The 24,372-nt window shown below is 64.8% G+C and carries 21 protein-coding genes and 1 tRNA gene; 16 read left to right on the top strand and 6 right to left on the bottom strand.

All coding sequences use genetic code 11. The features are described 5' to 3' along the window. Positions 1 to 5: 5 nt before the first annotated feature. Both AC5RTE_RS03960 and AC5RTE_RS03955 read right to left on the bottom strand, forming a co-directional pair. Positions 6 to 326 (bottom strand): protealysin inhibitor emfourin, encoded by a 321-nt coding sequence (locus tag AC5RTE_RS03960; RefSeq protein WP_494040068.1) that lies wholly within the window; start codon positions 324 to 326, stop codon positions 6 to 8. Between the two features lie 59 nt (positions 327 to 385). Further along, positions 386 to 1,438 (bottom strand): M4 family metallopeptidase, encoded by a 1,053-nt coding sequence (locus AC5RTE_RS03955; RefSeq protein WP_494040067.1) that lies wholly within the window; start codon positions 1,436 to 1,438, stop codon positions 386 to 388. Positions 1,439 to 1,576: 138 nt separating this feature from the next. Here AC5RTE_RS03955 and AC5RTE_RS03950 point away from each other — a divergent pair, with 138 nt between their 5' ends. Continuing rightward, on the top strand, positions 1,577 to 3,184 hold the full coding sequence (locus AC5RTE_RS03950) for an HNH endonuclease signature motif containing protein (RefSeq protein WP_494040066.1): 1,608 nt from the start codon (positions 1,577 to 1,579) through the stop codon (positions 3,182 to 3,184). Between the two features lie 100 nt (positions 3,185 to 3,284). On the opposite strand, the gene AC5RTE_RS03945 is transcribed toward AC5RTE_RS03950, so the two are convergent. The 4 genes from AC5RTE_RS03945 to AC5RTE_RS03930 form a co-directional block, all read right to left on the bottom strand. Further along, positions 3,285 to 3,360 (bottom strand) — tRNA-Arg (locus AC5RTE_RS03945). A 114-nt stretch (positions 3,361 to 3,474) separates the two neighbouring features. Next, positions 3,475 to 5,013: an FAD-dependent oxidoreductase gene (locus tag AC5RTE_RS03940; RefSeq protein WP_494040065.1), complete on the bottom strand. Its 1,539-nt coding sequence runs from the start codon at positions 5,011 to 5,013 to the stop codon at positions 3,475 to 3,477. Beyond that, positions 5,010 to 5,882: an FAD:protein FMN transferase gene (locus tag AC5RTE_RS03935; RefSeq protein ID WP_494040064.1), complete on the bottom strand. Its 873-nt coding sequence runs from the start codon at positions 5,880 to 5,882 to the stop codon at positions 5,010 to 5,012. The genes AC5RTE_RS03940 and AC5RTE_RS03935 overlap by 4 nt, the downstream gene beginning before the upstream one ends. A gap of 3 nt (positions 5,883 to 5,885) precedes the next feature. Next, on the bottom strand, positions 5,886 to 6,362 hold the full coding sequence (locus AC5RTE_RS03930) for an FMN-binding protein (protein ID WP_494040063.1): 477 nt from the start codon (positions 6,360 to 6,362) through the stop codon (positions 5,886 to 5,888). A gap of 173 nt (positions 6,363 to 6,535) precedes the next feature. On the opposite strand from AC5RTE_RS03930, the gene argS reads away from it, so the two are divergent. The 15 genes from argS (at position 6,536) to AC5RTE_RS03855 (ending at position 24,369) form a co-directional block, all read left to right on the top strand. Next, a complete protein-coding gene (gene argS, locus AC5RTE_RS03925) occupies positions 6,536 to 8,200 on the top strand; it encodes an arginine--tRNA ligase (RefSeq protein WP_494040062.1) in 1,665 nt (554 codons plus the stop codon). Between the two features lie 5 nt (positions 8,201 to 8,205). Next, positions 8,206 to 9,678 (top strand): diaminopimelate decarboxylase, encoded by a 1,473-nt coding sequence (gene lysA / locus AC5RTE_RS03920; RefSeq protein WP_494040061.1) that lies wholly within the window; start codon positions 8,206 to 8,208, stop codon positions 9,676 to 9,678. Beyond that, positions 9,679 to 11,007 (top strand): homoserine dehydrogenase, encoded by a 1,329-nt coding sequence (locus tag AC5RTE_RS03915; protein ID WP_494040060.1) that lies wholly within the window; start codon positions 9,679 to 9,681, stop codon positions 11,005 to 11,007. Beyond that, the gene (gene thrC, locus AC5RTE_RS03910) at positions 11,008 to 12,114 is read left to right on the top strand and encodes a threonine synthase (RefSeq protein WP_494040059.1); all 1,107 of its coding nucleotides are present in this window, start codon (positions 11,008 to 11,010) and stop codon (positions 12,112 to 12,114) included. Between the two features lie 2 nt (positions 12,115 to 12,116). Further along, a complete protein-coding gene (thrB, locus tag AC5RTE_RS03905) occupies positions 12,117 to 13,091 on the top strand; it encodes a homoserine kinase (protein ID WP_494040058.1) in 975 nt (324 codons plus the stop codon). A gap of 296 nt (positions 13,092 to 13,387) precedes the next feature. After that, positions 13,388 to 15,568 carry a transcription termination factor Rho gene (gene rho, locus AC5RTE_RS03900; RefSeq protein WP_494040057.1) on the top strand — a complete coding sequence of 727 codons (2,181 nt, stop codon included), beginning with the start codon at positions 13,388 to 13,390 and terminating at the stop codon, positions 15,566 to 15,568. 233 nt (positions 15,569 to 15,801) lie between these two features. Beyond that, a complete protein-coding gene (gene prfA, locus AC5RTE_RS03895) occupies positions 15,802 to 16,875 on the top strand; it encodes a peptide chain release factor 1 (RefSeq protein ID WP_494040056.1) in 1,074 nt (357 codons plus the stop codon). Between the two features lie 20 nt (positions 16,876 to 16,895). Further along, entirely contained in the window at positions 16,896 to 17,768 is an 873-nt protein-coding gene (prmC, locus tag AC5RTE_RS03890; protein WP_494040055.1) for a peptide chain release factor N(5)-glutamine methyltransferase, read from the top strand. A 12-nt stretch (positions 17,769 to 17,780) separates the two neighbouring features. After that, positions 17,781 to 18,587: an L-threonylcarbamoyladenylate synthase gene (locus AC5RTE_RS03885; RefSeq protein WP_494040054.1), complete on the top strand. Its 807-nt coding sequence runs from the start codon at positions 17,781 to 17,783 to the stop codon at positions 18,585 to 18,587. Between the two features lies 1 nt (position 18,588). Next, positions 18,589 to 19,500 (top strand): glycosyltransferase, encoded by a 912-nt coding sequence (locus tag AC5RTE_RS03880; protein ID WP_494040053.1) that lies wholly within the window; start codon positions 18,589 to 18,591, stop codon positions 19,498 to 19,500. 6 nt (positions 19,501 to 19,506) lie between these two features. Beyond that, complete coding sequence (locus tag AC5RTE_RS03875; RefSeq protein WP_494040052.1) at positions 19,507 to 20,469, top strand: glycosyltransferase; 963 nt, start codon at positions 19,507 to 19,509, stop codon at positions 20,467 to 20,469. Between the two features lie 189 nt (positions 20,470 to 20,658). Then, entirely contained in the window at positions 20,659 to 22,437 is a 1,779-nt protein-coding gene (locus AC5RTE_RS03870) for a polysaccharide biosynthesis protein (protein WP_494040155.1), read from the top strand. Further along, positions 22,434 to 23,459 (top strand): MraY family glycosyltransferase, encoded by a 1,026-nt coding sequence (locus tag AC5RTE_RS03865; protein WP_494040051.1) that lies wholly within the window; start codon positions 22,434 to 22,436, stop codon positions 23,457 to 23,459. The genes AC5RTE_RS03870 and AC5RTE_RS03865 overlap by 4 nt, the downstream gene beginning before the upstream one ends. Positions 23,460 to 23,555: 96 nt before the next feature. Continuing rightward, complete coding sequence (locus AC5RTE_RS03860) at positions 23,556 to 24,038, top strand: Cg1360 family ATP-synthase-associated protein (protein ID WP_494040154.1); 483 nt, start codon at positions 23,556 to 23,558, stop codon at positions 24,036 to 24,038. Beyond that, positions 24,031 to 24,369, top strand: a complete 339-nt coding sequence (locus tag AC5RTE_RS03855) for an AtpZ/AtpI family protein (protein ID WP_494040050.1) — start codon at positions 24,031 to 24,033, stop codon at positions 24,367 to 24,369. The genes AC5RTE_RS03860 and AC5RTE_RS03855 overlap by 8 nt, the downstream gene beginning before the upstream one ends. Positions 24,370 to 24,372 lie beyond the last annotated feature (3 nt).

Raw genomic sequence — 24,372 nt, 5'->3', positions numbered from 1 at the left:
AGGGTTTACGTGTCCGGGCGTTGTTCCGTGCGGGCTTCTTCAGCGGCCGCCCGGGTGCTGTCCACCAGCACCCGCCACGGGCCGGTGACCGCCCGTTCGGGCAGGGCTGCGCGATGTTGCCCTGCCCGGATGGAGTAAATGAACCGGTCCGGTTGTGCTTCCTGGAATTGGGATGCGGCGGCCCGCGGTGTCCTGGGTACGGCGTCCCAGGGGCATGCTTCCACAATGGGCTGCCATCGGTTCCTGGCGGTCTCGGACACGGCATTGACAGTCCAAACCCGGGTCATCGCGGCGATACCCCCGGTGCGCTCCACACTGATCTTCATGGCATGGTTCCTGGGTACATCGGGCCTGATTGCCCTAGGTGCGGCAGCCAGGCATCCCGTTAAAGTTTGACCTTCACAGTTTCCCACGCGTTCCGCACGGCGTCATGCTCTTTTGAACCAGAACCGAAAAGCTCCCGGGCCGTAGCCGCTGTAGCGCGGGCGAATACCGTGAAGGTGGCCCCGGTGGGCAAGTCACCGCCGGTGAGCGTTTCGTACCAGATGCGCCCGGGGGAGTCCCAAGCGTTCCCATCCAGCTGTTCGGCCACGAGGTAAAACGCCCTGTTGGGGATGCCAGAGTTGATGTGCACTCCGCCGTTGTCGGCGCTCGTCCTTACGTAAGTGTCCATGGAGTCCGGCTGGGGATCCTTGCCGAGCACGTCGTCGTCGTACGCGGTTCCGGGGGCTTTCATGGAGCGCAGGGCGCGCCCTTCAACCTCAGGGGTGAAAAGGCCCTCGCCAATGAGCCAGCTGGCTTCTGCGGCACACTGGTTCTTTACGTACTGCTCCACCAGGGCGCCAAAGACGTCCGACATGGACTCGTTGATGGCCCCGGCCTGGTTCCGGTATACCAGGGCTGCGGAGTGCTGGGTAACCCCGTGGGCAAGTTCATGGCCGATGACGCTGAGGGACTTGGTGAACCGCTCAAAGACTTCCCCGTCACCGTCGCCGAAGACCATCTGCGTCCCGTCCCAGAACGCGTTGTCATAAAGCTTGCCGAAGTGCACGGTGGCGTTTAGTGGCAGCCCCCGGCCGTCGATGGAATTCCTTCCGAAGACATCGGCGTATAACCGGTGGGTGTGGCCCAGCCCGTCATAGGCTTCGTCAGCTGCCGGGTCCCCCGTAGCGGGCTCACCCTCCTTGCGGACGAGCTTGCCGGGTAATGTTTCCGAACCGTCGGCGTCGAAGACCGAGCGGTTGGCAGGTCCTGGTTTGGCTTGCCGCACTCCAGCCGGGACGTCGGGTGCGGCCTGGGTGCGTGCTTTATGCACTGAGCGCACATGCCCCAAGGCTTCCTTTGCGGCTCTTGCGGCTGCGGAAAACTCCGGAGCGTCCTGCCGGGCCAGCCTTCTCAGCAGGTAGGGCGGAATGATGGAACAGAATGGAACGTGCATGGCGTACCCCCTCAACTAGGTGCGTTCAGACTACGAGGGGGTACCGACAAAGCGGGGGATTCACGCGCAGTTTCGAAGTGGTCGAATGCAACTATCGGGTGCAGCCGGATTGTCTGACCCCTTTGCCATGATGGGTGCATGGGTAAAGCGGCGGTGGTGAGGGCGTTTGAGGACATCAACGCCGCCCTTGCCGTGCTTTATGCCGAAGCGGCGGCTCCGGGTTCCGGGGCGGTTGATGGTGCTGATCCGTTGGCTGCCCTGGCTGATGGTTGCCTGGACATTCTGTCCGGCGCGGCAGCCGTGGAGGCACGGGTCGCGGGGCTGAAGGCCTGGGCGGCGGTGACGTACGCGGACACGGTTCATGCTGTCGCGGCGCCGGGAACCCCGATGCAGGCGCGAGAGATGGCGGTCGCGGCGGAAATCGGTACCCTCCTGGCTCTTGGGGGCCGGGCCGCGGGTTCCTTCCTGGCGACCTCCCACGCCCTGGTGGCCACGTTGCCGCTGACCCTGTCGGCCCTGCGCGCTGGGACGGTTTCGTGGCGGCACGCCCAGGTCATGGTGGAGGAAACGGCCACCTTGGACCTTGCCGGCGCCGCCGCCCTTGAAGCCCACTTCCTGGGTCCGGACACCCCCGTACCATCCACGGCCGCGCCGATCGGGGACGTTCCGGCGTACCGGTTCAAAGCTAAAGCCCGGATCTGGCGGGAACGCCACCACGCCGAGTCCATCGAACAGCGGCACACCAGGGGTGTGGCCGACCGGCGGGTGGAATACCGTCCTGACCAGGACGGGATGGCATGGCTCTCCGCCTACCTGCCCGCGGACCAGGCCTGCGCGATCTGGAACCGCACCACGGCCCTCGCCCGTGGACTCCAGGGCCCCGACGAGCCCCGCACCCTCACACAGTTGCGGGCCGACACCGCCGCCGGTTTGCTGCTCACGGCCCCGGGCGCAGGTACCGCGGACCGTGGGGATGGGGGCGCTGCAAGCGGGGGCGGGAAGGGGGACGGTGAAACTGCTTACGTTGCGGGCATGGGAAAGGTTCGGGCCCCGAAGGCGGACGTGCTCGTCACCGTTCCGGTGTTCGCGTTGATGGGACTGACCGTGGAACCGGCCATGCTGGACGGCTACGGCCCGATCCCGGCGTCGATGGCACGCAAACTCGTCGCGGACGGCGCCAACTCGTTCTACCGGGTCCTCGTTGACCCCCGCGACGGCGCGCCACTGGAGATCGGCCGGACCAGCTACCGGATCACCAAAGCCATGAAGAAAGCGCTCCAGCTCCGGGACGGCAAATGCACGTTCCCCGGGTGCAGCAACAACTCCCTGGACAACGAAGCGGACCACCTCACCGCCTGGCACCACGGCGGCACCACCGGCATCAGCAACCTCGGCCAGCTCTGCCCCAAGCACCACCGCCTCAAACACGCCACCGCCTGGAAGCCCACCCCGGCCACCAAAACCGCACCGCCGGGCTGGACCTCACCCACCGGCCGGCACTACAAACCCGAACACCACGACTGGGAACCACCACACTGGCCGGCAGAGCTCAAGGACCTGAATTTCCCACCCCCCGCCGATCTTTCGCAAGCCTGCATGACCACCAACGACCAGCCCGCCGAAAACCTGTTTTGGCACGAAGAGTTTCCGGAAGACACTTACGACGACTGGCTGCTGCCCGGGTATACGTTGCCCAAAGACCCTCTGCCCGAAGAAATCTGGTGGGCAATGCTCTCCGAGGTCTAACACGATGCCGGGGCACAAAAACCCGAGGAAAAAAGTGTCACCGTCGGGAGCTCGACCAACAAAAAGAAGCACCCCGGCCGGTGGACCAGGGTGCTTCTGTTGGTGCCCTCGATAGGATTCGAACCTACGACCTTCTGCTCCGGAGGCAGACGCTCTATCCCCTGAGCTACGAGGGCAGTCCGGGGATTTCCTGCCGTTGCCGGCGGGACGTCCTAGAGCTTAGCAGGAAGGTGGCCCGCAAGGGAAAATTGCCACTTCTGAGTCGAAAACGCGGCATCCCGGAGTGCGGATCAGTAGCCGAAAAACGAGTCCACGTGAATTCGCCGGGCCCCCGCTTGCCGCGCCGCACGCCTCAGGGAGGCGACGCTCGCCGGTGAGCCCGAGATATAAACCTCGCGGTCAGCGACGTCGGGAATAAGTGCTTTGATCGCGTCACCGGCCAGCCTGGTCCCGTCTGCGGGGAAAGCGGTTATATGCGGTGGCGGCTCGGAGCCATCGGCGATGCGGGCTACGACCCGGACGCCGGCAGCTTTCAATTCATCCACGTACGCGATCTCGTCGGCGCTCCTGGCCAGCAGGAGCAGCACGGCATTCCGGTCCCGTAAGCCTCCGGAGGCGATATGGGAAAGGAAGGGCGTAATGCCGATGCCGGCAGCCATCATGAGAACGGGCTTATGCGGATCGCGGGGAAGGACAAAGTCTCCGCCAACTGACGTTGCCGTCAACTCATCACCCGGGTGCAGCGAAAGAAGGACCTTCTTCGCAGCCGACAGGGGCTCGGCTGTCCGCACGCCGAACTTCACCAGGCGCTCCGTGGGGGAGCCGGTCATGCTGAACACCCGGCGTCTTCCCTTCCCATCAGACTTGGCATGCGGCAGGTCCAGTTCCATGTACTGACCAGGGACAAACCGCACGGGACGGGAGGGCTCGAAGGAGAACTCAGTGGTGCTGGGTGTCAGCCGCCTGGTCCCGTTGAACTTCAGCCGCACACCGCCCCGCTGACCCACCATGAAGGCGAGGAGATTGCCCAGCAGCAGCGCGGCCTCAGGGGAGTTGGCAATAAACCCGAAGTTGTAGGGAACTGCAAAAACCACGCCCACAACAGCGGCAAGGGCCAATTGCTGCCACCTTCGCGGGGGCAGCGTCAGTGGCTCGGTAAGCATAAAGCCCACAAAGAACAGCAGTGGCCGCTGCGCCAATGACTGCCACAACGCCATCCCCATGGACATGTTGGCCTGAAGCAGTTCCGCGGTGATGATGGCACAGGCCACCACGAGGAAAACCGAAGCCATCAGGAACTTGCGTGTGCGGTGCAGCACCAAAAGGACGCCCGGGACCAGGAGCAACAGCATTGCAGGGGTGGCTGCCCACCAGGTGGCGATATTAAGTCCCGTGAGCCCAACCACGAAGGCCCCGGCAGCGGCAGGGTTGAAAATGTGGCGTCCGCGCCACGCGAGCGCGTACTTCGAGGCCGACGCCACGACGCCGGCCAGGGCCACTCCAGCTACGTCCAGCGGCGCGAAGGAGGGCCAGAACAGAAAGTACAGCAGCAGCCCTGTGATGAGTGAAGATTCGGAGTGGGGCCGCACACGGAACAAAGCCGCCAGGGCCCGGTTCGATGCGTACGTCAGGCCGAGGCACAGCACAAGGTGCGCCAGCATCTCCGGAATGCCGAACGTCAGCCAGCCGAGGACATCGAGTAAAAGGCTGTACGCGGCAAGCACAGCGAGGACGATCAGGATGAGCCGGTACATAGTGAACCGGCCCAGCACCGTATCCAGCCGGGCAGCCGGTGCGTAGCCGGCTTTCGGCGTTTCCACTGGGCTCATCTGAACAGTGTCCCTTCAAACTCGGCGGAGTGGGCGGCGCTCCCGTCGGAAAACACGGTCAGCCACGAGAAATCGAACTCCTGCTGCAATTCGCCGCCGGGGGCAAAGAACAGCGCAGTAGCCAGGGCATCGGCCAGCATTGCCGTCTCTGCCATGGCCCACGTGGCGACGGCGGTCCGGACCGGCTGCCCTGTTCTGCCGTCCAGGACGTGGTGCAGGCCGTCGCCCCAAGCCCGGCGGTTGGACGCCGAGGCGCAGAGTGCACGCCCGGCAAGGGGAACAATGCCGATAGCCTGGCCAGGGTCATAGGGATGTTCCAGAGCCACCCTGGTTGACCGGGCGCCCCTTGCCAGCAGGTCTCCGCTGCCGTCGATGACAAAGGAATCGATTCCTTCAGCGTCCAGTTCCCCGGCAAGCAGATCAACCAGCAAGCCCTTGCCTGCTGCCCCGATGTCAAGAACCACGGGCGACCTGGTGGTGATAGTGGTTCCCGCCCACTCGAAAACCTCATCCCAGCGGGGTGCCGGCAAGGGCGGTCCTGAAGGCTCAAGGCTGTAGCCGGGGTCGTACCCCAGCCGCTCAAGGGAGGCGCCAATCAGAGGAGTCACGGCGCCGTCCGTCAGCCGGTAAAGCGTCCGGTACAGCCGCCCAAGCCGGTCCGCCTCGTCCGGGAAATCGAACCGGCCGGACCCCCGCGCCAAGGCGCTGACGCGGGAACCGGCACGGAAACGGGACCAGTCGGCGTCGAACTTTTCCACCCGGCCAAGAAGGCGCACGCGGACAGACCGGGGAAGCGGAAGAGGCGTGGAGATCTCCCACTGCGTGCCGATTCCCTCGAACGCAAAGTCGTCCCAGTCCCCGTCCGGCACCGTCTACTGCGCCTGCGACTTAATCTGTTCCACGGCCTGGTTGAAACCGCCGCTGGTCAAAGAGGAGCCGGCTACCCGGGACACGTTCAGTTCGTCGATGTTCTTCCCCAGCACCTGCGCTGCAATTCCGCCGGCAAATTCACCTTGGTACTTGCGGGTGTTCGGGTTTGACGGATGCTGGGTGATGTTGACGTCCGTCACTGTGCCCTCAGCCAGGGTCAGTTCCACGCCAACTGTCTCGGTGCCGTTTGGGGAAACATAGTTTCCGTCGGCGCTGTAGGTGCCGTCCTTGTACGTGGAGCCACTGGTGGCCAGCGGCGAAGCTTCTGCAGCCGGGGTTGCCGCGGAGGTTGCTGCCGCGCCGCCCGTGGGGGCTGCCGGCGTGCTCTCAGTGGCGGACGGGGCGCACCCGGCTACCGTTCCGGCGAGGGACAGGCCGGCGATTCCGGCGAAAACACTCTTGCGGACTGACGGTCTCATAAAGGCACTCATTTCGGTTAAGTGTTTGGGACGGTGCTTACGCTGGTGTCAACGTTGAACCCAGCGTATTCGTTCAACTTTGCAAGCGCCTTGTGGATTTCCTGTGGAATGCCTACGGCTCCGGACAATTACCCAATTCTTTTGCTGTCACTGGCCCCCGGTAGGCTAGAGGGGTGACTCCCGAAGAACTCTCCCTCGCCATATCCGCCTGCCTGAAAGACGCCGTCGCCGCCGGCGAGATTGCCCTTTCAGCATCAGCAGTGCCAGACGAGGTACGCGTGGAGCGGCCCAAGAACAGGGACCACGGCGACTGGGCCACCAACATCGCCCTGCAGCTTGCCAAGCAGGCCGGCACCAACCCGCGCGAGTTCGCCACCGCACTAAGTGCACGGCTTAAGTCGATCAATGGCGTGTCCGCCGTGGACATCGCAGGGCCCGGGTTCCTGAACATCACCGTTGACGCCGCAACAGCCGGCGCCCTCGCCAAGGCCATCGTTGAAGCCGGCCAGCAGTACGGAACGAACACCGCGCTCGCCGGCCACACGGTGAACATGGAATTCGTTTCCGCCAACCCCACCGGCCCGCTGCACATCGGGCACACCCGCTGGGCTGCCCTCGGCGACGCCATCGCCCGGGTATTGCGCGCTTCCGGCGCCGACGTCACGGCCGAGTACTACATCAACGACGCCGGGTCACAGATGAACGTCTTCGCCAACTCGGTGTACTCCCGCCTGCACGGTTTGCCCGTGCCCGACGGCGGCTACCCGGGCCAGTACATCGCAGACCTGGGCCACGAGGTCCTCACCGAGCACCCCGCCATCCGGGAACTGACCGAAGTTGCCGCCCTTCCAGTCATCCGCGCCGCGGCCTACAAGGCACAGATGAAAGACATCAAGGCCACCCTCGCCGACTTTGGCGTTGAGTTCGACGTGTTCTTCTCCGAGCAGGAACTGCACGACGCCGGCGCCATCGAAAGTGCCGTAGCCCGCCTTCGCGAGCAAGGCCACGTGTTCGACGACGGCGGTGCTGTCTGGCTGAGGACCACTGACTTTGGCGACGACAAGGACCGGGTGATGATCCGTGCCAACGGCGAGCCCACGTACTTCGCCGCCGACGCAGCCTACTACCTGTCCAAAAAGGACCGCGGCTTCACCGAAAAGATCTACCTGCTCGGCGCCGACCACCACGGATACATCAACCGGCTCAAGGCCATCGCCGCCTGCGCCGGGGATGATCCCGAGGTAAACATCGAGGTGCTGATCGGCCAGCTGGTTTCCGTCAACGGTGCCAAGCTGTCCAAGCGCGCAGGCAACATCATTGAGCTGAAGGACCTGATCGACTGGCTTGGCAAAGATGCCGTCCGCTACTCCCTGGCCAGGTTCCCGGCGGACTCGCCGCTGACATTGGACCCGGAGCTGCTGAAGAAGCACAGCAACGAGAACCCTGTGTTCTACGTGCAGTACGCCCACGCCCGCTCCCGCGGCGCAGCACGCAACGCCGTCGATGCCGGCGTGCAACGCCGTGTGGACGGCACCGACAGCTTCGACGCCTCCCTCCTTGACCACGCCACGGAGAACGAACTGCTCTCATACCTGGGCAGCTACCCCTCGGTGGTGGCAAAGGCCGCGGAACTGCGTGAACCACACCGCGTGGCACGGCACCTGGAGACCATCGCCGGGGCATACCACCGCTGGTACGACGCCTGCCGCATTGCGCCCATGGGGGACGAACCGGTTACTGATGTCAACCGCACCCGCCTGTGGCTCAACGACGCCACCAGCCAGGTGCTGGCCAACGGCCTTAACCTCCTTGGCGTTTCCGCGCCGGAACGGATGTGACGGAAATGTCTGTAGAAACCACCAGGACCGCGTCGCCGCTGGCACCCGAGTGGCTCGCGGTGCCCGCTGACCTGAACGCCCTCCAGGAACCGATGTGGGCGGGCAGCGTGCAACGCAACGACGCCGGCTCGCTTACTGTGGGAGGCCTCACCGTCCAGGAGCTTAAGGAGCAGTTCGGCTCACCCCTCTTCGTCCTGGATGAGGCCGATTTCCGCTCCCGGGCACGGGCTTTCAAGGATTCCTTTGATGCTGCCTTCGCTGACATCTGCGGCGGGGTCGATGTTTACTACGCGGGAAAGTCCTTCCTCTGCACCGCTGTTGTGAAGTGGGTTGAGGAGGAAGGCCTGCGCCTGGACACGTCCTCCGGGGGAGAGCTGGCCGTGGCTGCACGCGCCGGAATTCCCGGTGAGCGGGTGGCGCTGCACGGGAACAACAAGTCCGACGGCGAGATCAACCGTGCCCTGGACATGGGACTCGGCCGGATTGTTGTGGACAGCCTGTCCGAGCTGGTGCGGGTGGGCGACATGGCCCAGGCCCGCGGAATACAGGCCAAAGTCATGCTGCGGCTGACCCCGGGCGTCCACGCCCACACGCATGAATTCATCGCCACCGCGCACGAGGACCAGAAGTTTGGCCTCTCCATGGCCGCAGACACCACGGAGCAGGCCGGCCTGTCTGCTGCCGAAGAAGCCGTAGCGGCCGCATCCGCGCACCCCGGCATCGAGCTCCTGGGCCTGCACTGCCACATCGGCTCCCAGATCTTTGAGCCCGACGGTTTCGCCCTGGCGGCGGAGAAGCTCCTTCGTTTCCTCGCCGCCATGCAGGAAAAGTACTTCATCGTCATGCCGGAACTTGATCTCGGCGGCGGCTACGGCATTGCCTACACCCCGGTGGACACCCCCCGCCCCGCAGCAGAGATTGCGGCGGCGATGGCCGCCGTCGTCCGATCCACCTGCGCTGAACTGGGCATTGACTCACCCCGGATCTCCATCGAACCGGGGCGCGCGATCGTGGGCAGCACCACCTTCACCCTGTACGAGGTGGGTACGCTCAAGACCGTCCGCGTGGATGCGCCCGGCCCGGATGCATCCGACGCTGCCGGCAACGTTACGTATCCGCGCCGCTATGTGTCGGTGGACGGCGGCATGAGCGACAACGCCCGGCCGGTGCTCTACGACGCGGATTATTCGGCCGTCGTGGCCTCCCGCACGTCAACCGCCGGGCCTCAGCTGTCCCGCGTGGTGGGCAAACATTGCGAGAGCGGCGACATAGTTGTTAGAGATGTATATCTGCCCGAGGACGTGGCAGCCGGTGATCTGCTTGCTGTACCGGGTACCGGCGCCTACTGCTGGGCCCTCTCGAGCAACTACAACTATCTGGCCCGGCCGGGCGTTGTCGCGGTGCGCGACGGATCTGCCCGGCTGATTGTCCGCGGGGAAACCGAAGAAGATCTGCTGAACCGCGACATGGGAGCCTGAATGTCTGAATTGCGAACCCTGAAAGTGGCCCTGCTGGGCTGTGGCAACGTTGGGGCCCAGGTTGCGCGGATTCTCATTGAAGACGCCGACGCCCTTGCCGCCCGCACCGGCGCCCGCCTGCAGCTGTCCGGCATCGCCGTGCGCAACGTCCACTCCAAGCGGGACGTTGAGCTGCCGCAGGAGCTCTTCACCACCGACGCCGAGACCCTGGTCAAGGACGCAGACCTGGTCATCGAACTGATGGGCGGTATCGAGCCGGCCCGCACACTGATCCTCTCCGCGCTGCAAAACGGCGCCTGTGTGGTCACCGGCAACAAGGCCCTGCTGGCCCAGGACGGACCCACCCTCTACGAAGAGGCGGACAAGGCGGGCGTGCAGCTGTCCTATGAAGCTGCCGTGGCCGGCGCCATCCCCATCCTGCGCCCCATCCGCGACAGCCTTTCCGGCGACCGCATCACCCGGGTGCTGGGCATTGTCAACGGCACCACCAACTTCATCCTGGACCAGATGGATTCCACCGGCGCCCAGTTCGCCGATGCCCTCGCTGAAGCCCAGCGGCTCGGCTATGCGGAAGCGGACCCGACGGCCGACGTCGAGGGGCACGACGCAGCCGCCAAAGCGGCCATCCTGGCCACACTGTCATTCCACACCCGGTTTGCTCTGGAAAACGTCCACTGCGAAGGCATCAGTTCAGTCAGCGCCGCTGACATCGCCGCGGCCAAGGAGGCCGGTTTCGTCATCAAGCTGCTGGCCATCGCTGAAAAGCTTCCCGCCGGAGGCACGGATACAGACGGCGCCGAAGGCATTTCCGTGCGCGTGCACCCCACGCTCCTTCCCCGGGAGCACCCGCTGGCTGCCGTCCACGGCGCCTTCAACGCTGTGTTTATCGAAGCCGAGAACGCCGGCGAATTGATGTTCTACGGCCAGGGCGCGGGTGGCACCCCTACCGCGTCCGCCGTCCTCGGCGACCTTGTCTCGGCTGCCCGGCGCCTGGTCCTGGGTGGGCCCCAGCGAACGGAAACCACCACTGGCCACGTTCCGGCCCTGCCCATCGATGCTGCGGTGACCAGCTACTACATCGGCCTTGATGTGGCGGACCAGCCCGGCGTACTGGCCAGAATCGCCCAGTTGTTCGCCGAGCACGGCGTCTCCATCGAAATCATGCGGCAGACCATCCACCGGGATGCGGATTCCAACGTGGAATCGGCCGAACTGCGGATTGTCACCCACCGCGCATCAGAGGCCGCCCTTGCGGCCACCGTTGAGGCTGTGAAGGGCCTCGACGTCATCAATTCAGTTACATCCGTTCTGCGGGTAGAAGGAGTCTAAGTGGCTCACCAATGGCGCGGCGTTATCCGCGAATACGCTGACCGTCTGCCCGTGACGGAGTCCACCCGGGTCATTACCCTGGGCGAGGGCGGCACCCCCCTGGTGCACGCGCAGAAACTCTCCGAGCTGACGGGCTCGGAGGTGTACCTCAAGGTGGAAGGCATGAACCCCACCGGCTCCTTTAAGGACCGCGGCATGACCATGGCCATGACCGCCGCCGTCGAATCCGGCGCCCAGGCCGTAGTCTGCGCCTCCACCGGCAACACGTCCGCCTCCGCAGCTGCCTACGCCACGGCCGCGGGCCTGAAGTGCGCGGTCCTGGTGCCCGAAGGCAAAATCTCCATGGGCAAGCTCAGCCAGGCCATCGCCCACGGCGCCACCCTCCTCCAGGTTGACGGCAACTTCGACAACTGCCTGGACATCGCCCGGAAGCTGGGGGAGTCCTACCCGGTGTTCCTGGTCAACTCCGTCAACCCCGCGCGCATCCAGGGGCAGAAGACCGGTGCTTTCGAGATCGTCGACGCCCTGGGTGACGCCCCCGACATCCACGTGCTTCCGGTGGGCAACGCCGGCAACATCACCGCCTACTGGAAGGGCTATAAGGAGTACGCGGCTCCGTTTGAGTCCGCAACTGCCGGCACCCTTCCCGCCGTTTCCACGAAGACCCCGGCCATGTGGGGCTTCCAGGCAGCGGGTGCCGCGCCCTTCGTTGCCGGCCACCCCATCACCGAACCGGACACCATCGCCACCGCCATCCGGATCGGAAATCCGGCGTCCTGGGAGGGTGCCATTGGTGCCCGCGACGAATCGGGCGGACTCATCGATGCCGTGACCGATGAGGAAATCCTCAACGCCCACCGCTGGCTCTCCTCCCGTGAAGGTGTCTTCGTTGAACCGGGTTCGGCAGCCGGCGTGGCGGGCCTGCTCAAGAAGCACGCCGCAGGTGAGGTTCCCGCAGGCAAGACCATCGTCATCACCGTCACGGGCCACGGCCTGAAGGATCCCCAGTGGGCCCTGCGCACCGAGGACGGCAGCGATGTGCAGCCGGTCAAGGTTTCCAATGACGTGGTTACCGTTGCAGCTGAGCTGGGACTGGAAGAAAAATAGCCTTGGACGCCACCTCGCAGACCGCCGTCGGACTGCAGCTTATTGAACCCGGGCAAAGCGTCACGGTCCGGGTACCGGGCACGTCGGCCAACCTTGGCCCCGGCTACGACAGCCTGGGCCTGGCCCTGGCCCTGCACGACACGCTCACAGTGGAGAGCCTTGAATCGGAGGAACTCCTGTTCAACCTTCGGGGCGAAGGCGCAGACACCCTTCCCCGGGACGCGAGCCACCTTGTCATCCGGGCCATGGAAGCGGCTTTCGAACGGCTGGGGTTCCGCCACGGCGGGCTGAAGGTCACCGCTGACAACGTGAATCCCCATGGACGGGGGCTGGGCTCGTCCGCATCGGCAGTAGTGGCAGCCGTTTCCGCCGCAAACGCTCTGGTTCCCGAGGCAAGCCGCCGCGGGAAGGATTGGATCCTTCAGCTCACCAGCGAACTCGAAGGGCATCCGGACAACGTGGCACCTGCCATTTTCGGCGGACTGGCGCTGTCATGGCAGGACAGTGACCAGTACAGCAGCACCAGCGCGACAGTGTGTGAAACCGTGGTTCCCGTTGTCGCGGTTCCCGATTTCGAACTGTCGACCGAGACCGCACGTGCGCTGCTTCCGGCCTCAATTGGTCATCATGCAGCCGCTATGAACTCCGGACGTGCGGCACTCCTGATCCATGCCTTAACCAGAAAGCCCGAGTTCCTGCTGGCCGGCACGGAGGACTACCTCCACCAGAGTTACCGTGCAGAAGCCATGCGCCCAAGCGCCGCCCTGATTTCGGCGCTCCGGGCGGCCGGGCACGCGGCAGTGGTTTCAGGTGCCGGGCCCACCGTGCTGGTCCTGGCCAATGGACAGGCTGAAGCGGCCGCCGTCGTTGCCTTCATTGAAGAGTTCACCGCCGTGAACGCGCCGGAAATTGGGTGGCGTGTTCTGAAGCTCGCAGTGGACGTCGAAGGTGCTAAGGTGGAGTTGCACCGGCGGTAATTGACGCCTATCTGATCTGCTATTGCACTAGTTGCCGCTTGGTCTCTTACTGCGCAATCTATTCCGGTGCCGCCTGCTTGGTCTGTCGCAGGAATCTGCAGGACACAAACTGCCCCTAAAGCGTCAGTCCTGCGTCCCGCCATGGGCGGAGCGCAAGGTGAATTAGTATCCGGCCCTGCTGGCCGATATCCAACCGGCAAGGCCGAACAATCCGGCTGCAGATCTGAACTGCAGCCCAGATCAAATCATCGCGTCCAGCTCCCAGTCTGGACGCCGTCGAGGGGGAAGGATCCTTCGTGACCGAAACCACTGAGCTGTCGCCAGCTGTGGAACTATCTTCTGCTGCCGAATCACCGGCCGCACCCGCCAAGAGCAGCGGGCTTGCCGGCCTTAAGCTCGCCCAGCTGCAGGCGCTTGCCAGCCAGCTCGGGATTTCCGGCGGTTCCCGGATGCGCAAGGGGGACCTGGTTTCAGCCATTTCCGCACACCGCGCCGGCACCCCTATGACCAAGGCCCCGGCCAAGGCAGCGGAAAAGGCTGTTGAGAACGTATCCGCCCCGGCCGTTGTCCCGGCAGTGTCCGCCCCCGCAGCGGCTGCTGAACCAACCGAGGCTCCTGCCGAGGGAACGCGGGCCCGCGGCCGTGGCCGCAGCCGCCGCGCCGTCAGCGACGGAGTCGTAGCCCCTGCAGCCGCCGAACCGGCTGTTGCCGAAGCCGCCCCCGCAGCTCCGGTGGAGGCTCCCGCCGCCGCTGAGGCTCCAGAAGCTGCTGAAGGCACTGCCGAGCGCCGCCAGCCGCGCACCCGCAACCGCCGCCGCAGCGAAGCAGCCGCAGCAGCGCCGCAGGGCGCCGAAGGTGTGGAGGCACCGGCAGAACAGGCCGACGCCGAGCAGCCCGCCGGAGCGCAGGCCAACACCGAAAACCGCACGGCAGAACGGGCCGCCGAGCGGACCGAAGCCGAAGCCGGCGACGCCGGGCAGCGCACGGACCGCCGCGAAGGTGGACGCACCCGCGGCCGGGACAACGCCGCACGCGAGAACGCCGACGGCGGCCGCGACAACGCCGGCAGCCGCGAGGCAGGGCAGCGTGAAGGCGCCCGCCGCGAGGACAACCGTGACACTGACGACGCCGACGGCGGCAGCCGCCGGAACCGCCGAAACCGCCGCGACCGCAACGATCGCAACGAGCGGAATGACCGCTCCGGCGGCCAGGACCGGGACAACTCCCGCAACGACCGTTTCCGGGACCGCAACGACCGCCGCCGTGGACGCGCCCAGGGACCGGACGTCGACGACGTCGAGGTCACCGAGGACGACGTCCTGCTCCCGGTTGCCGGCATCCTGGACGTGCTGGAGAACTACGCGTTCATCCGCACCTCCGGCTACCTTCCTGGCCCGAACGACGTGTATGTCTCCCTCGCCCAGGTGAAAAAGTACAACCTGCGCAAGGGTGACGCCGTGGTTGGCGCCATCCGCGCTCCCCGCGACGGCGAAGACCGCAGCCAGCAGTCGGCCCGCCAGAAGTTCAACGCCCTGGTCCGCGTCACGTCCGTGAACGGCAAGACCTCGGAAGAACTCAAGGACCGCGTCGAGTTCGCCAAACTGGTACCGCTGTACCCGTCCGAGCGCCTGCGCCTCGAGACCGACCCCAAGAAGATCGGCCCCCGCGTCATTGACCTGGTTGCCCCGATCGGCAAGGGCCAGCGCGGCCTGATCGTCTCCCCGCCGAAGGCCGGCAAGACGCTCATCCTGCAGTCCATCGCCAACGCCATCACCACCAACAATCCTGAGGTCCACCTCATGATGGTGCTCGTTGACGAACGTCCTGAAGAAGTCACGGATATGCAGCGCACGGTCAAGGGCGAGGTTATTGCCTCCACCTTCGACCGCCCGGCCGACGACCACACCACTGTGGCCGAACTTTCCATCGAACGCGCCAAGCGCCTCGTGGAAATGGGCATGGACGTGGTGGTCCTGCTGGACTCCATGACCCGCCTGGGCCGCGCCTACAACCTGGCAGCACCGGCCTCCGGCCGCATCCTGTCCGGCGGTGTCGACTCCGCAGCCCTGTACCCGCCCAAGCGCTTCTTTGGTGCGGCCCGCAACATCGAAAACGGCGGCTCGCTCACCATCCTGGCAACGGCTCTCGTGGAGACCGGTTCCAAGATGGACGAAGTCATCTTCGAAGAGTTCAAGGGCACCGGCAACATGGAGCTCCGCCTGTCCCGCCAGCTGGCAGACAAGCGCATCTTCCCGGCCGTGGACGTCAACGCGTCCGGCACCCGCCGCGAGGAAAACTTGCTTTCCCCCGAGGAAGTCAAGATCATGTGGAAGCTGCGCCGCGTCCTCTCCGGACTCGAAACCCAGCAAAGCCTTGAACTCCTGACCAACAAGATCCGGGAGACCCAGAGCAACGTCGAGTTCCTCATGCAGGTCCAGAAGACGACGCTTGGTGCAAAGTCCGATAACGACAAGTAACGCTTCGGTCAGCGGCTGATTCTGCTGCCCCGATGCTGACGCCGCACAGATTTTTCCGCCCCCGCCCCTACGCTGGGAGGCTTCCGATCTTCGATCGTTAGCCTCCCAGCTCCGGCAGGCCCGATGCCACTCCCGGGGCGGAAAAATCTGTGCGGCTTCGTCGTTAAGCCCACCAGCCGCGGCACGTTCCCGTTTGTTACTAGACTTGTACAAGTCGAAAGAGGTTTTGAAATATGTTTGAGTCCGTACAGGGCCTGCTTGATGAGCATGATGCTATCCAGGCGCAGCTGGGGGATCCTGCTGTTTATGCTGATCAGCGGCTTGCCCGGAAGCTTGGGCGGCGTTCGGCTCAGCTCAATGGGATTGTAGAGGCGTACCACAAGTGGGAAGGCCTGCGTGATGACCTCGCTGCTGCCAAGGAGATGGCTGACGAGGATCCCGAGTTTGCTGCTGAGGTGCCCGAGCTGGAGGAGGCGCTGGAAGCAGCGGCTGCCAAACTTCGGCGCCTGCTCATTCCCCGCGACCCTGACGACGCCCGCAATGTGATCCTCGAGGTCAAGGGCGGTGAAGGCGGCGATGAGGCTGCCCTGTTCGCCGCCGACCTTCTGCGGATGTACACCCGGTACGCGGAGTCCCGCGGCTGGAAGACGGAAATCATCTCCGCCACGGAATCAGACCTTGGCGGCTACAAAGACGTGCAGGTTGCCGTCAAGGGCAGCTCGAACGATCCGGCGGAGGGCGTTTTCGCCCGGCTCAAGTTCGAAGGCGGCGTGCACCGTGTGCAGCGCGTTCCCGTGACGGAGTCCCAGGGCCGCATCCACACTTCTGCCGCCGGCGTTCTCGTCCTCCCTGAAGTGGATGAGCCCGAAGAACTTGAAATCAACCAGAATGACCTCAAGATCGACGTATACCGGTCGTCCGGACCCGGTGGCCAGTCCGTGAACACCACCGACTCTGCTGTGCGCATCACCCACCTGCCTACCGGCATCGTGGTGGCCATGCAGAACGAGAAGTCGCAGCTGCAGAACCGTGAAGCCGGCATGCGCGTGCTGCGGGCCAGGATCCTCGCCCACCAGCAGGAGCAGATTGACGCGGAAAACTCTGCCCAGCGGAAATCGCAGATCCGCACCATGGACCGGTCCGAGCGCATCCGCACCTACAACTACCCGGAAAACCGGATTGCGGACCACCGCACCGGTTACAAGGCCTACAACCTGGACCAGGTGATGAACGGCGATCTGGAACCGGTTATCCAGTCCGCTATCGAGATGGACGAACAGGCCCGCCTGGACGCCATCGGCGACTGACGCGTCCCGGAATACAGCGCATGACACTCGGTCAAGGCCAGTCCCTCGCAGATGCCGTCAGCGAAGCTACGGGTATTCTGCGCGAGGCCGGCGTACCCAGCCCGCGGGTGGACGCCGAGCTGCTCGCCGACCACCTGCTGAACGTCGGGCTGGGCCGGCTGCGTGCCCTGATGCTCGGTGATACCCCTGCGCCTGCGGGTTACGCGGCTTTGGTGGCGGAGCGTGCCAGCAGAATACCGCTCCAGCACATCACCGGAGTGGCGCATTTCCGCTACCTCCAACTCGCCGTGGGGCCCGGAGTTTTTGTACCCCGGCCGGAAACCGAATCCGTTGTTCAGCTGGTCATCGACCACGTCAAAGGCATGCGGAATCCGCGGATTGTTGACCTCGGGACCGGATCCGGCGCCATTGCCGGATCCATCGCCCACGAAGTGCCCGGAGCGGAAGTGCATGCGGTGGAATTCAGCCCCCTCGCCCACGCCTGGGCGGCGAAGAACCTGGCCCCCCTGGGCGTCCGTCTCGTGCTGGGGGACCTGCGGGACGCGCTGCCGGAACTCGACGGGACCTTCGACGTCGTCATTTCCAACCCGCCCTACATCCCGGCCGAAGCGGTCCCCATTGAGCCCGAAGTGGCCCTGCACGACCCTCCGGAAGCACTGTACGGCGGGGGAGCGGACGGCATGGAACTTCCGACGGCGGCAGCCGCCTCGGCTGCCCGGCTACTGGTACCGGGGGGCTACTTTGTCATGGAACACGCCGAAGTCCAGGCGGGCTGGATCTCGGCCATGCTGGCACGGACAGGGAACTGGACCGCCATCAGCACGCATCGGGACCTCAACGGCAAGGAGCGCGCCACCAGTGCCCTGCTGACGGAACCGGACCACAGGGAATGAAAGAATAAGCCAGTGACCACAACCTATGACTGCACCAGCGACGACGAGCGCGCCCAAGGACTTGAGCACGCCCAGCGGGCCATTGGCGAGAAGAAATGCGTAGTTTTTCCCACCGATACGGTCTACGGGATTGCCGCCGATGCCTTCTCCCCACAGGCCGTAACCATGCTCCTGGTGTCCAAGGGACGCAGCCGCACCATGCCGCCGCCCGTGCTGATTCCGCGCATCAACGCCCTCGACGGGCTGGCCACTGACGTATCGGCGGACGCCCGAAAGCTTGCCGAAGCGTTCTGGCCCGGCGGCCTGACCCTCATCCTGCATGCCCAGCCGTCGCTGGACTGGGATCTTGGCGAAACCAAAGGCACAGTGGCGCTTCGGATGCCCGATGATGAGATCGCCCAGGAACTGCTGACGCTCACCGGGCCGCTGGCCGTTTCTTCCGCCAACCGCACCGGCCATGCTCCCGGGCAGACAGCCGCCGCAGCGCGCGAACAGCTGGCCGATTCGGTTGAGGTTTACCTTGAAGGCGGCGTCCGTCCCCTCGACGGTGCTGCTGCAGTACCGTCCACCATTGTTGACGCCACCGGCCCCCGCCTGCGCGTGGTCCGGAACGGTGCCGTGAGTTTGGACCAGCTCCGGGAGCATGTTCCCGGCGTCCTGGGACTCGGCGAAATTCCCATGGTTGCAGAAGAACCGGAGGTTCCGGAGCCCTCGGAGGCCCCGAAGGTTTCTGCGGCATCGGATGCACCGGAGGCCGGCGCCCGCCCCGCCGCCGGCAGCAGTGCCGTCAACAGCACCGACAACCTCCCGGGGATCTGACATGCAGCCCAAAGTGGCCGTCGCGGCCGTAACCTTTGACCGCCACGAGGAGCTTGCCCTCCTCCTGAAGGGTTTGGCGGCGCAGACAGCGCCCATCCACTCCATCGCCCTGGTGGACTCCGGCACTGACCCGGCCACCGCCGTCGTCAATGCCGGGGGAGCGCAGAACATCAACTACCTTCGCTCCGAAGCCAATCTCGGCGGCGCAGGAGGATTCGCCTACGCCATCCTGGCGGCCATGGCCAGCGGCGCCGAGTGGATCTGGATGATGGACGACGACGGCCACCCCGAGGACGCCACCTGCCTGGCCGAACTGCTGCGCACCGCTGAGGAACACCAACTCGACATTGTCAGCCCGCTGGTGGCCGCCACCGCCGACCCCAACCGGCTCTCCTTCAACTTCCGCATCAACGGGCTGCTGACCAACGACAGGTCCCGGCTGGCGCCCATGGGCTACCTTCCGGACATGGTGCACTTTTTCAACGGTGCACTGATCAAAACCGAAGTTTTCTACAGGATTGGCATTCCCGACGTTAAGTTCTTCATCCGCGGCGACGAGGTTGATTTCCTGTCGCGCGTCAAGAAAGCAGGACTGAAGTACGGCACCCTCGCCACCGTCGCGGTGCAGCATCCCGCCACCTGGACGGAGATGAAACCGGTGTTCGGCGGATTCATCACCCCCGTGATCCCCGAAGGTGAGTTCAAGCGCTACTGCTACTTCCGGAACCGGGGCTACCTGACCCGCAAGTACCGGAACCTGCGCTGGTTCAGCGCGGACGTCGTCGGCTTCCCCTATTACTTCCTGAAAGCCGGGGACCTCAAAGGCCTGGCGCACTGGTTCAGGGCCTATTCAATCGGCTTCCGCGGCAAGGGTTTCGGCTCGCCCGCGGAACTGATGTCCGCAAACAGCTAGGCACCCGTGGAGAACCTTTACGCCGTCGTCGTCACCTACAACCGGGCAGAATTCCTGCGCAACCTGCTCGATTCCTTCGCCCGGCTGGACACTGCCCCTGCGCGGATCCTCGTAGTGGACAATGCCAGCACCGACCACACTCCGGACGTGGTCGCCCAGGCCATCGAAGCCGGCGGGCCGCCCATCCAGTACGAACGGCTTGACCGGAACGTTGGCGGGGCCGGCGGGTTTTCGCGCGGCGTGGAGCTGGCACTGGAGTCCGGGACCGAATGGCTGTGGCTGATGGATGACGACGTCGAGGTTCTGCCCGGCGCGGTGGAGGCATTGGAGAAGTTCACGCCGGAGTACTCCTGCCTCATCGGCCGCCGGTACGACGCCAACGGCAAGCCGTTCTTCTGGCAGCACCATTTCGTCGAGGCGCTGGGCATCTTCCTTCCGGTTTCGCGCGATGTTTTCCGGCACTCTGAGGTCTTCCATACAAACGTAGGGAACTTTGAAGGCATGCTTATCCATGCTTCCGTTGCCCGTAGCATCGGCCTGCCGGATCCCCGTTTCTTCATCACCTGGGACGACCTGGTCTACGGCTGGCTTGCCGCGCAGCAAACACCGGTGGTGTACGTCAATGCCTTTGTCATCAAAAAGGTCCGCGCGCAGCGGCAGGTGGACCTGGGACTGCGCCATCTCAATGATTCCTCCGACCTGAGCCGCCGCTATGTGATGCGCAACCGCGGGCATGTGGCGCACTACCTGCGGGCATACGGCAAATTCAACCGGGCGGGTTTCGCAGCCGGCACCGCCCTGACCTTCCTCAAGGAACTTGTCCGCCTGGTCCTGGTCGAGAGGACCCTCAAGGGGGCGGGCGCACTCTGGCAGGGATGGCGTGAATCACGAATAATCCTTGCGGACAGGGGCTGGGAACCCATGCCGCCGCTGCCGGCATATCCGGGCAGCGGAACCCGAAGCAATTAGTATCGTCTTAGGCCCCTTCGCCGTCCGACGGTCTTGCGGCGGGGTATTTTGAAACAGGCGCCTGGCCGCCGTGGTATTGGAAGTCGGTTGCATCTTTCGTTGAGTACAAAATCAGAAACGCAGGCATCTGCCGCCGTACGGGACGAGAAACCCGCACTCTGGATCTGGATCCAGCTCTTCCTGGACTCAATGTCGTGGGTTGTGGCGATCGGACTGGCGCTGCTGCTGCGCTATGAGATGGGCATCCGGATGGAACAGTTCGCCGGAGCGGTCGTTATCGCTGCCATCGCGGTGGTGGCCCAGATGCTGGCCGGCTACTCCCTCGCCCTGTACCGCGGCCGGTATCCCTTCGGCAGCTTCCAGGAGGCCAAGGCGCTGGTCTTCGTCACCGTCATTGTCGCCGCCACCATCACTGCGAGCCTGCTGGTGCTCTACGAAGCCATCAGCATCGGCCGCAGCGTGGGCCTGATCGCCTTTCCCTTCGCCTGTCTCTTTATGTGCGCCGCCCGGTACGCGAAAAGGCTCTATGTGGAAGGCAAGGCACGGCCCGGGGACGGGGCACAAAACACGCTGGTTTACGGCGCCGGATTCCTCGGCAACTCCCTGGTGACACGGATGCTGCAGGATCCGGATTCCCCGTACTTCCCGGTGGGCCTGGTCGATGACGACCCGGCCAAAAAACACCTGCGGCTCTCCGGCGTCCAGGTACAGGGCCGCGGCGATGACCTGCCGGCCATCATCCGCCGCACCCGCGCCTCGGTCCTGGTCCTGGCCTTCGCCAACGTCGAGGCCTCCGTAGTCCGGCGCATTTCCGATGCCGTGGCGGGCCTGAACGTGCGTGTGCTGGTGCTTCCCCCGCTGCGGGACATGCTGGGCGGCGGCGCACCTGCCGGTTTTTCCGATTTCCGCGAGGTGGCGGTCGAGGACCTGATCGGCCGGCGGCCGGTGGACATCAAGGTCGACGAGATTGCGGGATACATCAAGGGCAAACGGGTTCTGGTGACCGGCGCCGGCGGATCCATCGGATCCGAGCTCTGCCGGCAGATCGTCCAGTTCGAGCCGGCGGAACTGATCATGCTGGACCACGACGAGACGGGCCTGCAGCAAACCCAGATCTCCATCACCGGCCACGGCCTGCTGGCAGGCCGGGACACAGTGCTGGCCAACATCCGCGACGCTGAAGCACTGCAGAACATCTTCGAGGACCGGCGCCCTGAAGTGGTCTTCCACGCCGCCGCCCTCAAACACGCGCCGCTGCTGCAGCAGTATCCGGTGGAGGCCTGGAAGACCAACGTCTGCGGCACCCTGAACGTCCTGCGTGCTGCCCAGCGGGCCGGTGTCTCGCACTTTGTGAACATTTCCACCGACAAGGCGGCCAACCCCACCACCGCCCTTGGCCACTCCAAGCGGGTGGCGGAAAAACTTACCGCCTGGATGGCAGGCCAGACCGGCAGCAAGTTCGTGTCGGTCCGCTTTGGCAACGTCATGGGCAGCCGCGGCTCGATGCTGCCGCTCTTCACCGAGCAGATCCGTGTAGGCGGTCCCGTCACCGTCACCGACCCCGATGTCACACGGTTCTTTATGACCATCCCCGAGGCATGCCAGCTGGTGATCCAGGCAGGTGCCATCGGTACCGGCGGCGACGTACTGATCCTGGACATGGGTGAACCGGTCCGCATCCTGGATGTCGCGCAGCGGATGATTGCCATGTCGGGCAAGGACGTGGAAATCATCTACACCGGGCTGCGGCCGGGGGAGAAGCTGCACGAAGTGCTGGTCGGCAGCGGTGAACGGGACCAGCGGCCCCTGCACCCAAAGATTTCACACACCAAGGCCACCGAGCAGGACCCGGACAAGCTTGACCTCAACGTCTGGCTGGCCCGCTGTGAGGCAGAACAAGGCGCCAATATCACCGCCATCCCCGATGATGAGGCCAACGACGCCGGTGAGATCCGGGTGGCCTCATGATGCCGTTGGCCCTGGTGGCCGGGATCACGCTGTTGGCCAGCCTGCTGCTTCCCTTTGCCGTGAAGCCCTGGCTGGTCCGGATGGGCGTGGTGGATGTTCCTTCCGCCCGTTCATCGCACGTCAAAGCGACCATCCGCGGCATGGGTGTCGCCGTGGCCCTGGCAACAGCACTTGGCTATGCCGCTGCGGTGCTGCTGGGGGTCGTGACAGTGGACCGCTCAGTATTCGCCGTCGTGCTTGGCATCATTGCCGCGTGCGCAGCCGTGGGGTGGGCCGAGGACCTGCGCGGCATGTCCATCCGCGGGCGCGCGGGCGCCCAGCTCGGCATCGGGGCCGTCGGCTCGGCGGTGCTCATCGCACTGACAGGACAGTCGTTCTGGTGGCTGCCGCTGGCTGCCGTGGCGATCGCGGCCTACGTGAACATCGCCAATTTCATGGACGGCGTCAATGGCATTTCGGGCCTGCACGGGGTGACAGCCGGGGCTGCCTATGCCGCGGCCGGCTGGCTGTCCGGACAGCCATGGCTCGCGGCCGGTGGTTTGGTGCTGGCCACGGCATTCCTCGGTTTTCTTCCATGGAACCTCAGCCGCGGTTCCGTCTTCCTTGGCGACGTCGGCAGCTACCTGCTGGGTGCCTCGATTGCCGCCCTCGCCGTAGCCGGCTTCCTCGGCGGCGTCTATGTCGAATACGTTCTTTCACCAATCCTGGTGTACGCCGCGGACACCGGCTACACCCTGCTGCGCCGGATCAAGGCAGGGGAGCGGTGGTACGCCTCGCACCGGGAGCATGTATACCAGCGGCTCACCGACGTGGGATTCTCGCACCTCCAGTCTGCAGCAACTGTCACGGTGTGCACCGCCGCCGTGATCATCCTGGGCTTTGCCGCCGCCACTGCGCCGCTTCCGGTCGTCGCCCTGTGCGTGGCCGCGACCGTGCTGGTGCTTGCCCTGTACCTCGCCAGCCCGGACCTCATCAGGCGGTACCGGCGCCCCTCCAAAGTCACACGGCTTCCGGTGAGCTAGCGGTGTTCTATCTCGTGTAGAATTCGAAGGCAGCCAAAGCTGCCCTTCAAACTGCCTCCTGGCTCCGTGCCTGATGCTGCCGACGATTGGGATCAAATGACCTCCAACGCCGAGTCCGGACCTGCCTCCGGCAACGGAAACGTTGGCGCATCCAGCCCCACAACGTCCCTGTGGCTGAACCTCCTGGGACGAAGTTCCGCAGCTGCTGCGGCCGGACTCGCCCTGTGCGCAGTCCCTGCAGCAATCCTCGACGGCGGAAGCGGCGCCGTGTCCAGTACTCTGGGCGGCCTGCTTGTGATGGTGTTTTTCGGGATCAGCCTGCTGGTGGGCCACTTCATGGGGCGCAACAATCCATCCGGGGCCATCGGCATGTTCGTCGCCACCTACTTCGTGAAGGTGGTTGGATTCGCGGCGGTCCTGTTCGTCATCGGGGCTCCGCAGTGGCTGCATGGCCGCTGGTTCGTTGCCGGTGCCGTCACCGCCGTCGTACTTTGGCAGGCTGCCGAACTTTACGGTTTCAGCAAAGCCCGCCTCCAGATCTACAACGATCCAGAAACCAAGGAAACCCGCGATGCGTGATCCCAGGAACCCCAACGAAGCATCCAACGGCACGGGCAAATCGGACGGCTCTGCCCCCGGTGTATCACGCGACGGAACCAGCGGCGGATACAACGCCGGCATGGCCGTATTCAGCTACATCATTGGCGGAATCATCGTCTGGAGTTTGATAGGGTGGGGTCTGGATTACGTGTGGGGAACGCGCTGGATTGTGCTCGCAGGCGCTCTGCTTGGAGCCGTCGGAGGTTTGCACCTTTCCCACATGCATGGCCTTACCAGTTCTCGAAAAATTGCTGGAGAGCGCCATGCTGCCAGCGGGCCGTCCCAGGACGGCGACACTAATGCCAAATAATTT

This window comes from Arthrobacter sp. K41 (assembly GCF_059089645.1).
This window is presented reverse-complemented; position numbering and strand designations above follow the sequence as displayed.

Coding starts and splice junctions, on each gene's coding strand:
- AC5RTE_RS03960 (WP_494040068.1), bottom strand. CDS start 326: ATGAAGATCAGTGTGGAGCGCACCGGGGGTATCGCCGCGATGACCCGG.
- AC5RTE_RS03955 (WP_494040067.1), bottom strand. CDS start 1,438: ATGCACGTTCCATTCTGTTCCATCATTCCGCCCTACCTGCTGAGAAGG.
- AC5RTE_RS03950 (WP_494040066.1), top strand. CDS start 1,577: ATGGGTAAAGCGGCGGTGGTGAGGGCGTTTGAGGACATCAACGCCGCC.
- AC5RTE_RS03940 (WP_494040065.1), bottom strand. CDS start 5,013: ATGAGCCCAGTGGAAACGCCGAAAGCCGGCTACGCACCGGCTGCCCGG.
- AC5RTE_RS03930 (WP_494040063.1), bottom strand. CDS start 6,362: ATGAGACCGTCAGTCCGCAAGAGTGTTTTCGCCGGAATCGCCGGCCTG.
- lysA (WP_494040061.1), top strand. CDS start 8,206: ATGTCTGTAGAAACCACCAGGACCGCGTCGCCGCTGGCACCCGAGTGG.
- AC5RTE_RS03915 (WP_494040060.1), top strand. CDS start 9,679: ATGTCTGAATTGCGAACCCTGAAAGTGGCCCTGCTGGGCTGTGGCAAC.
- prfA (WP_494040056.1), top strand. CDS start 15,802: ATGTTTGAGTCCGTACAGGGCCTGCTTGATGAGCATGATGCTATCCAG.
- prmC (WP_494040055.1), top strand. CDS start 16,896: ATGACACTCGGTCAAGGCCAGTCCCTCGCAGATGCCGTCAGCGAAGCT.
- AC5RTE_RS03880 (WP_494040053.1), top strand. CDS start 18,589: ATGCAGCCCAAAGTGGCCGTCGCGGCCGTAACCTTTGACCGCCACGAG.
- AC5RTE_RS03870 (WP_494040155.1), top strand. CDS start 20,659: ATGTCGTGGGTTGTGGCGATCGGACTGGCGCTGCTGCTGCGCTATGAG.
- AC5RTE_RS03865 (WP_494040051.1), top strand. CDS start 22,434: ATGATGCCGTTGGCCCTGGTGGCCGGGATCACGCTGTTGGCCAGCCTG.
- AC5RTE_RS03860 (WP_494040154.1), top strand. CDS start 23,556: ATGACCTCCAACGCCGAGTCCGGACCTGCCTCCGGCAACGGAAACGTT.
- AC5RTE_RS03855 (WP_494040050.1), top strand. CDS start 24,031: ATGCGTGATCCCAGGAACCCCAACGAAGCATCCAACGGCACGGGCAAA.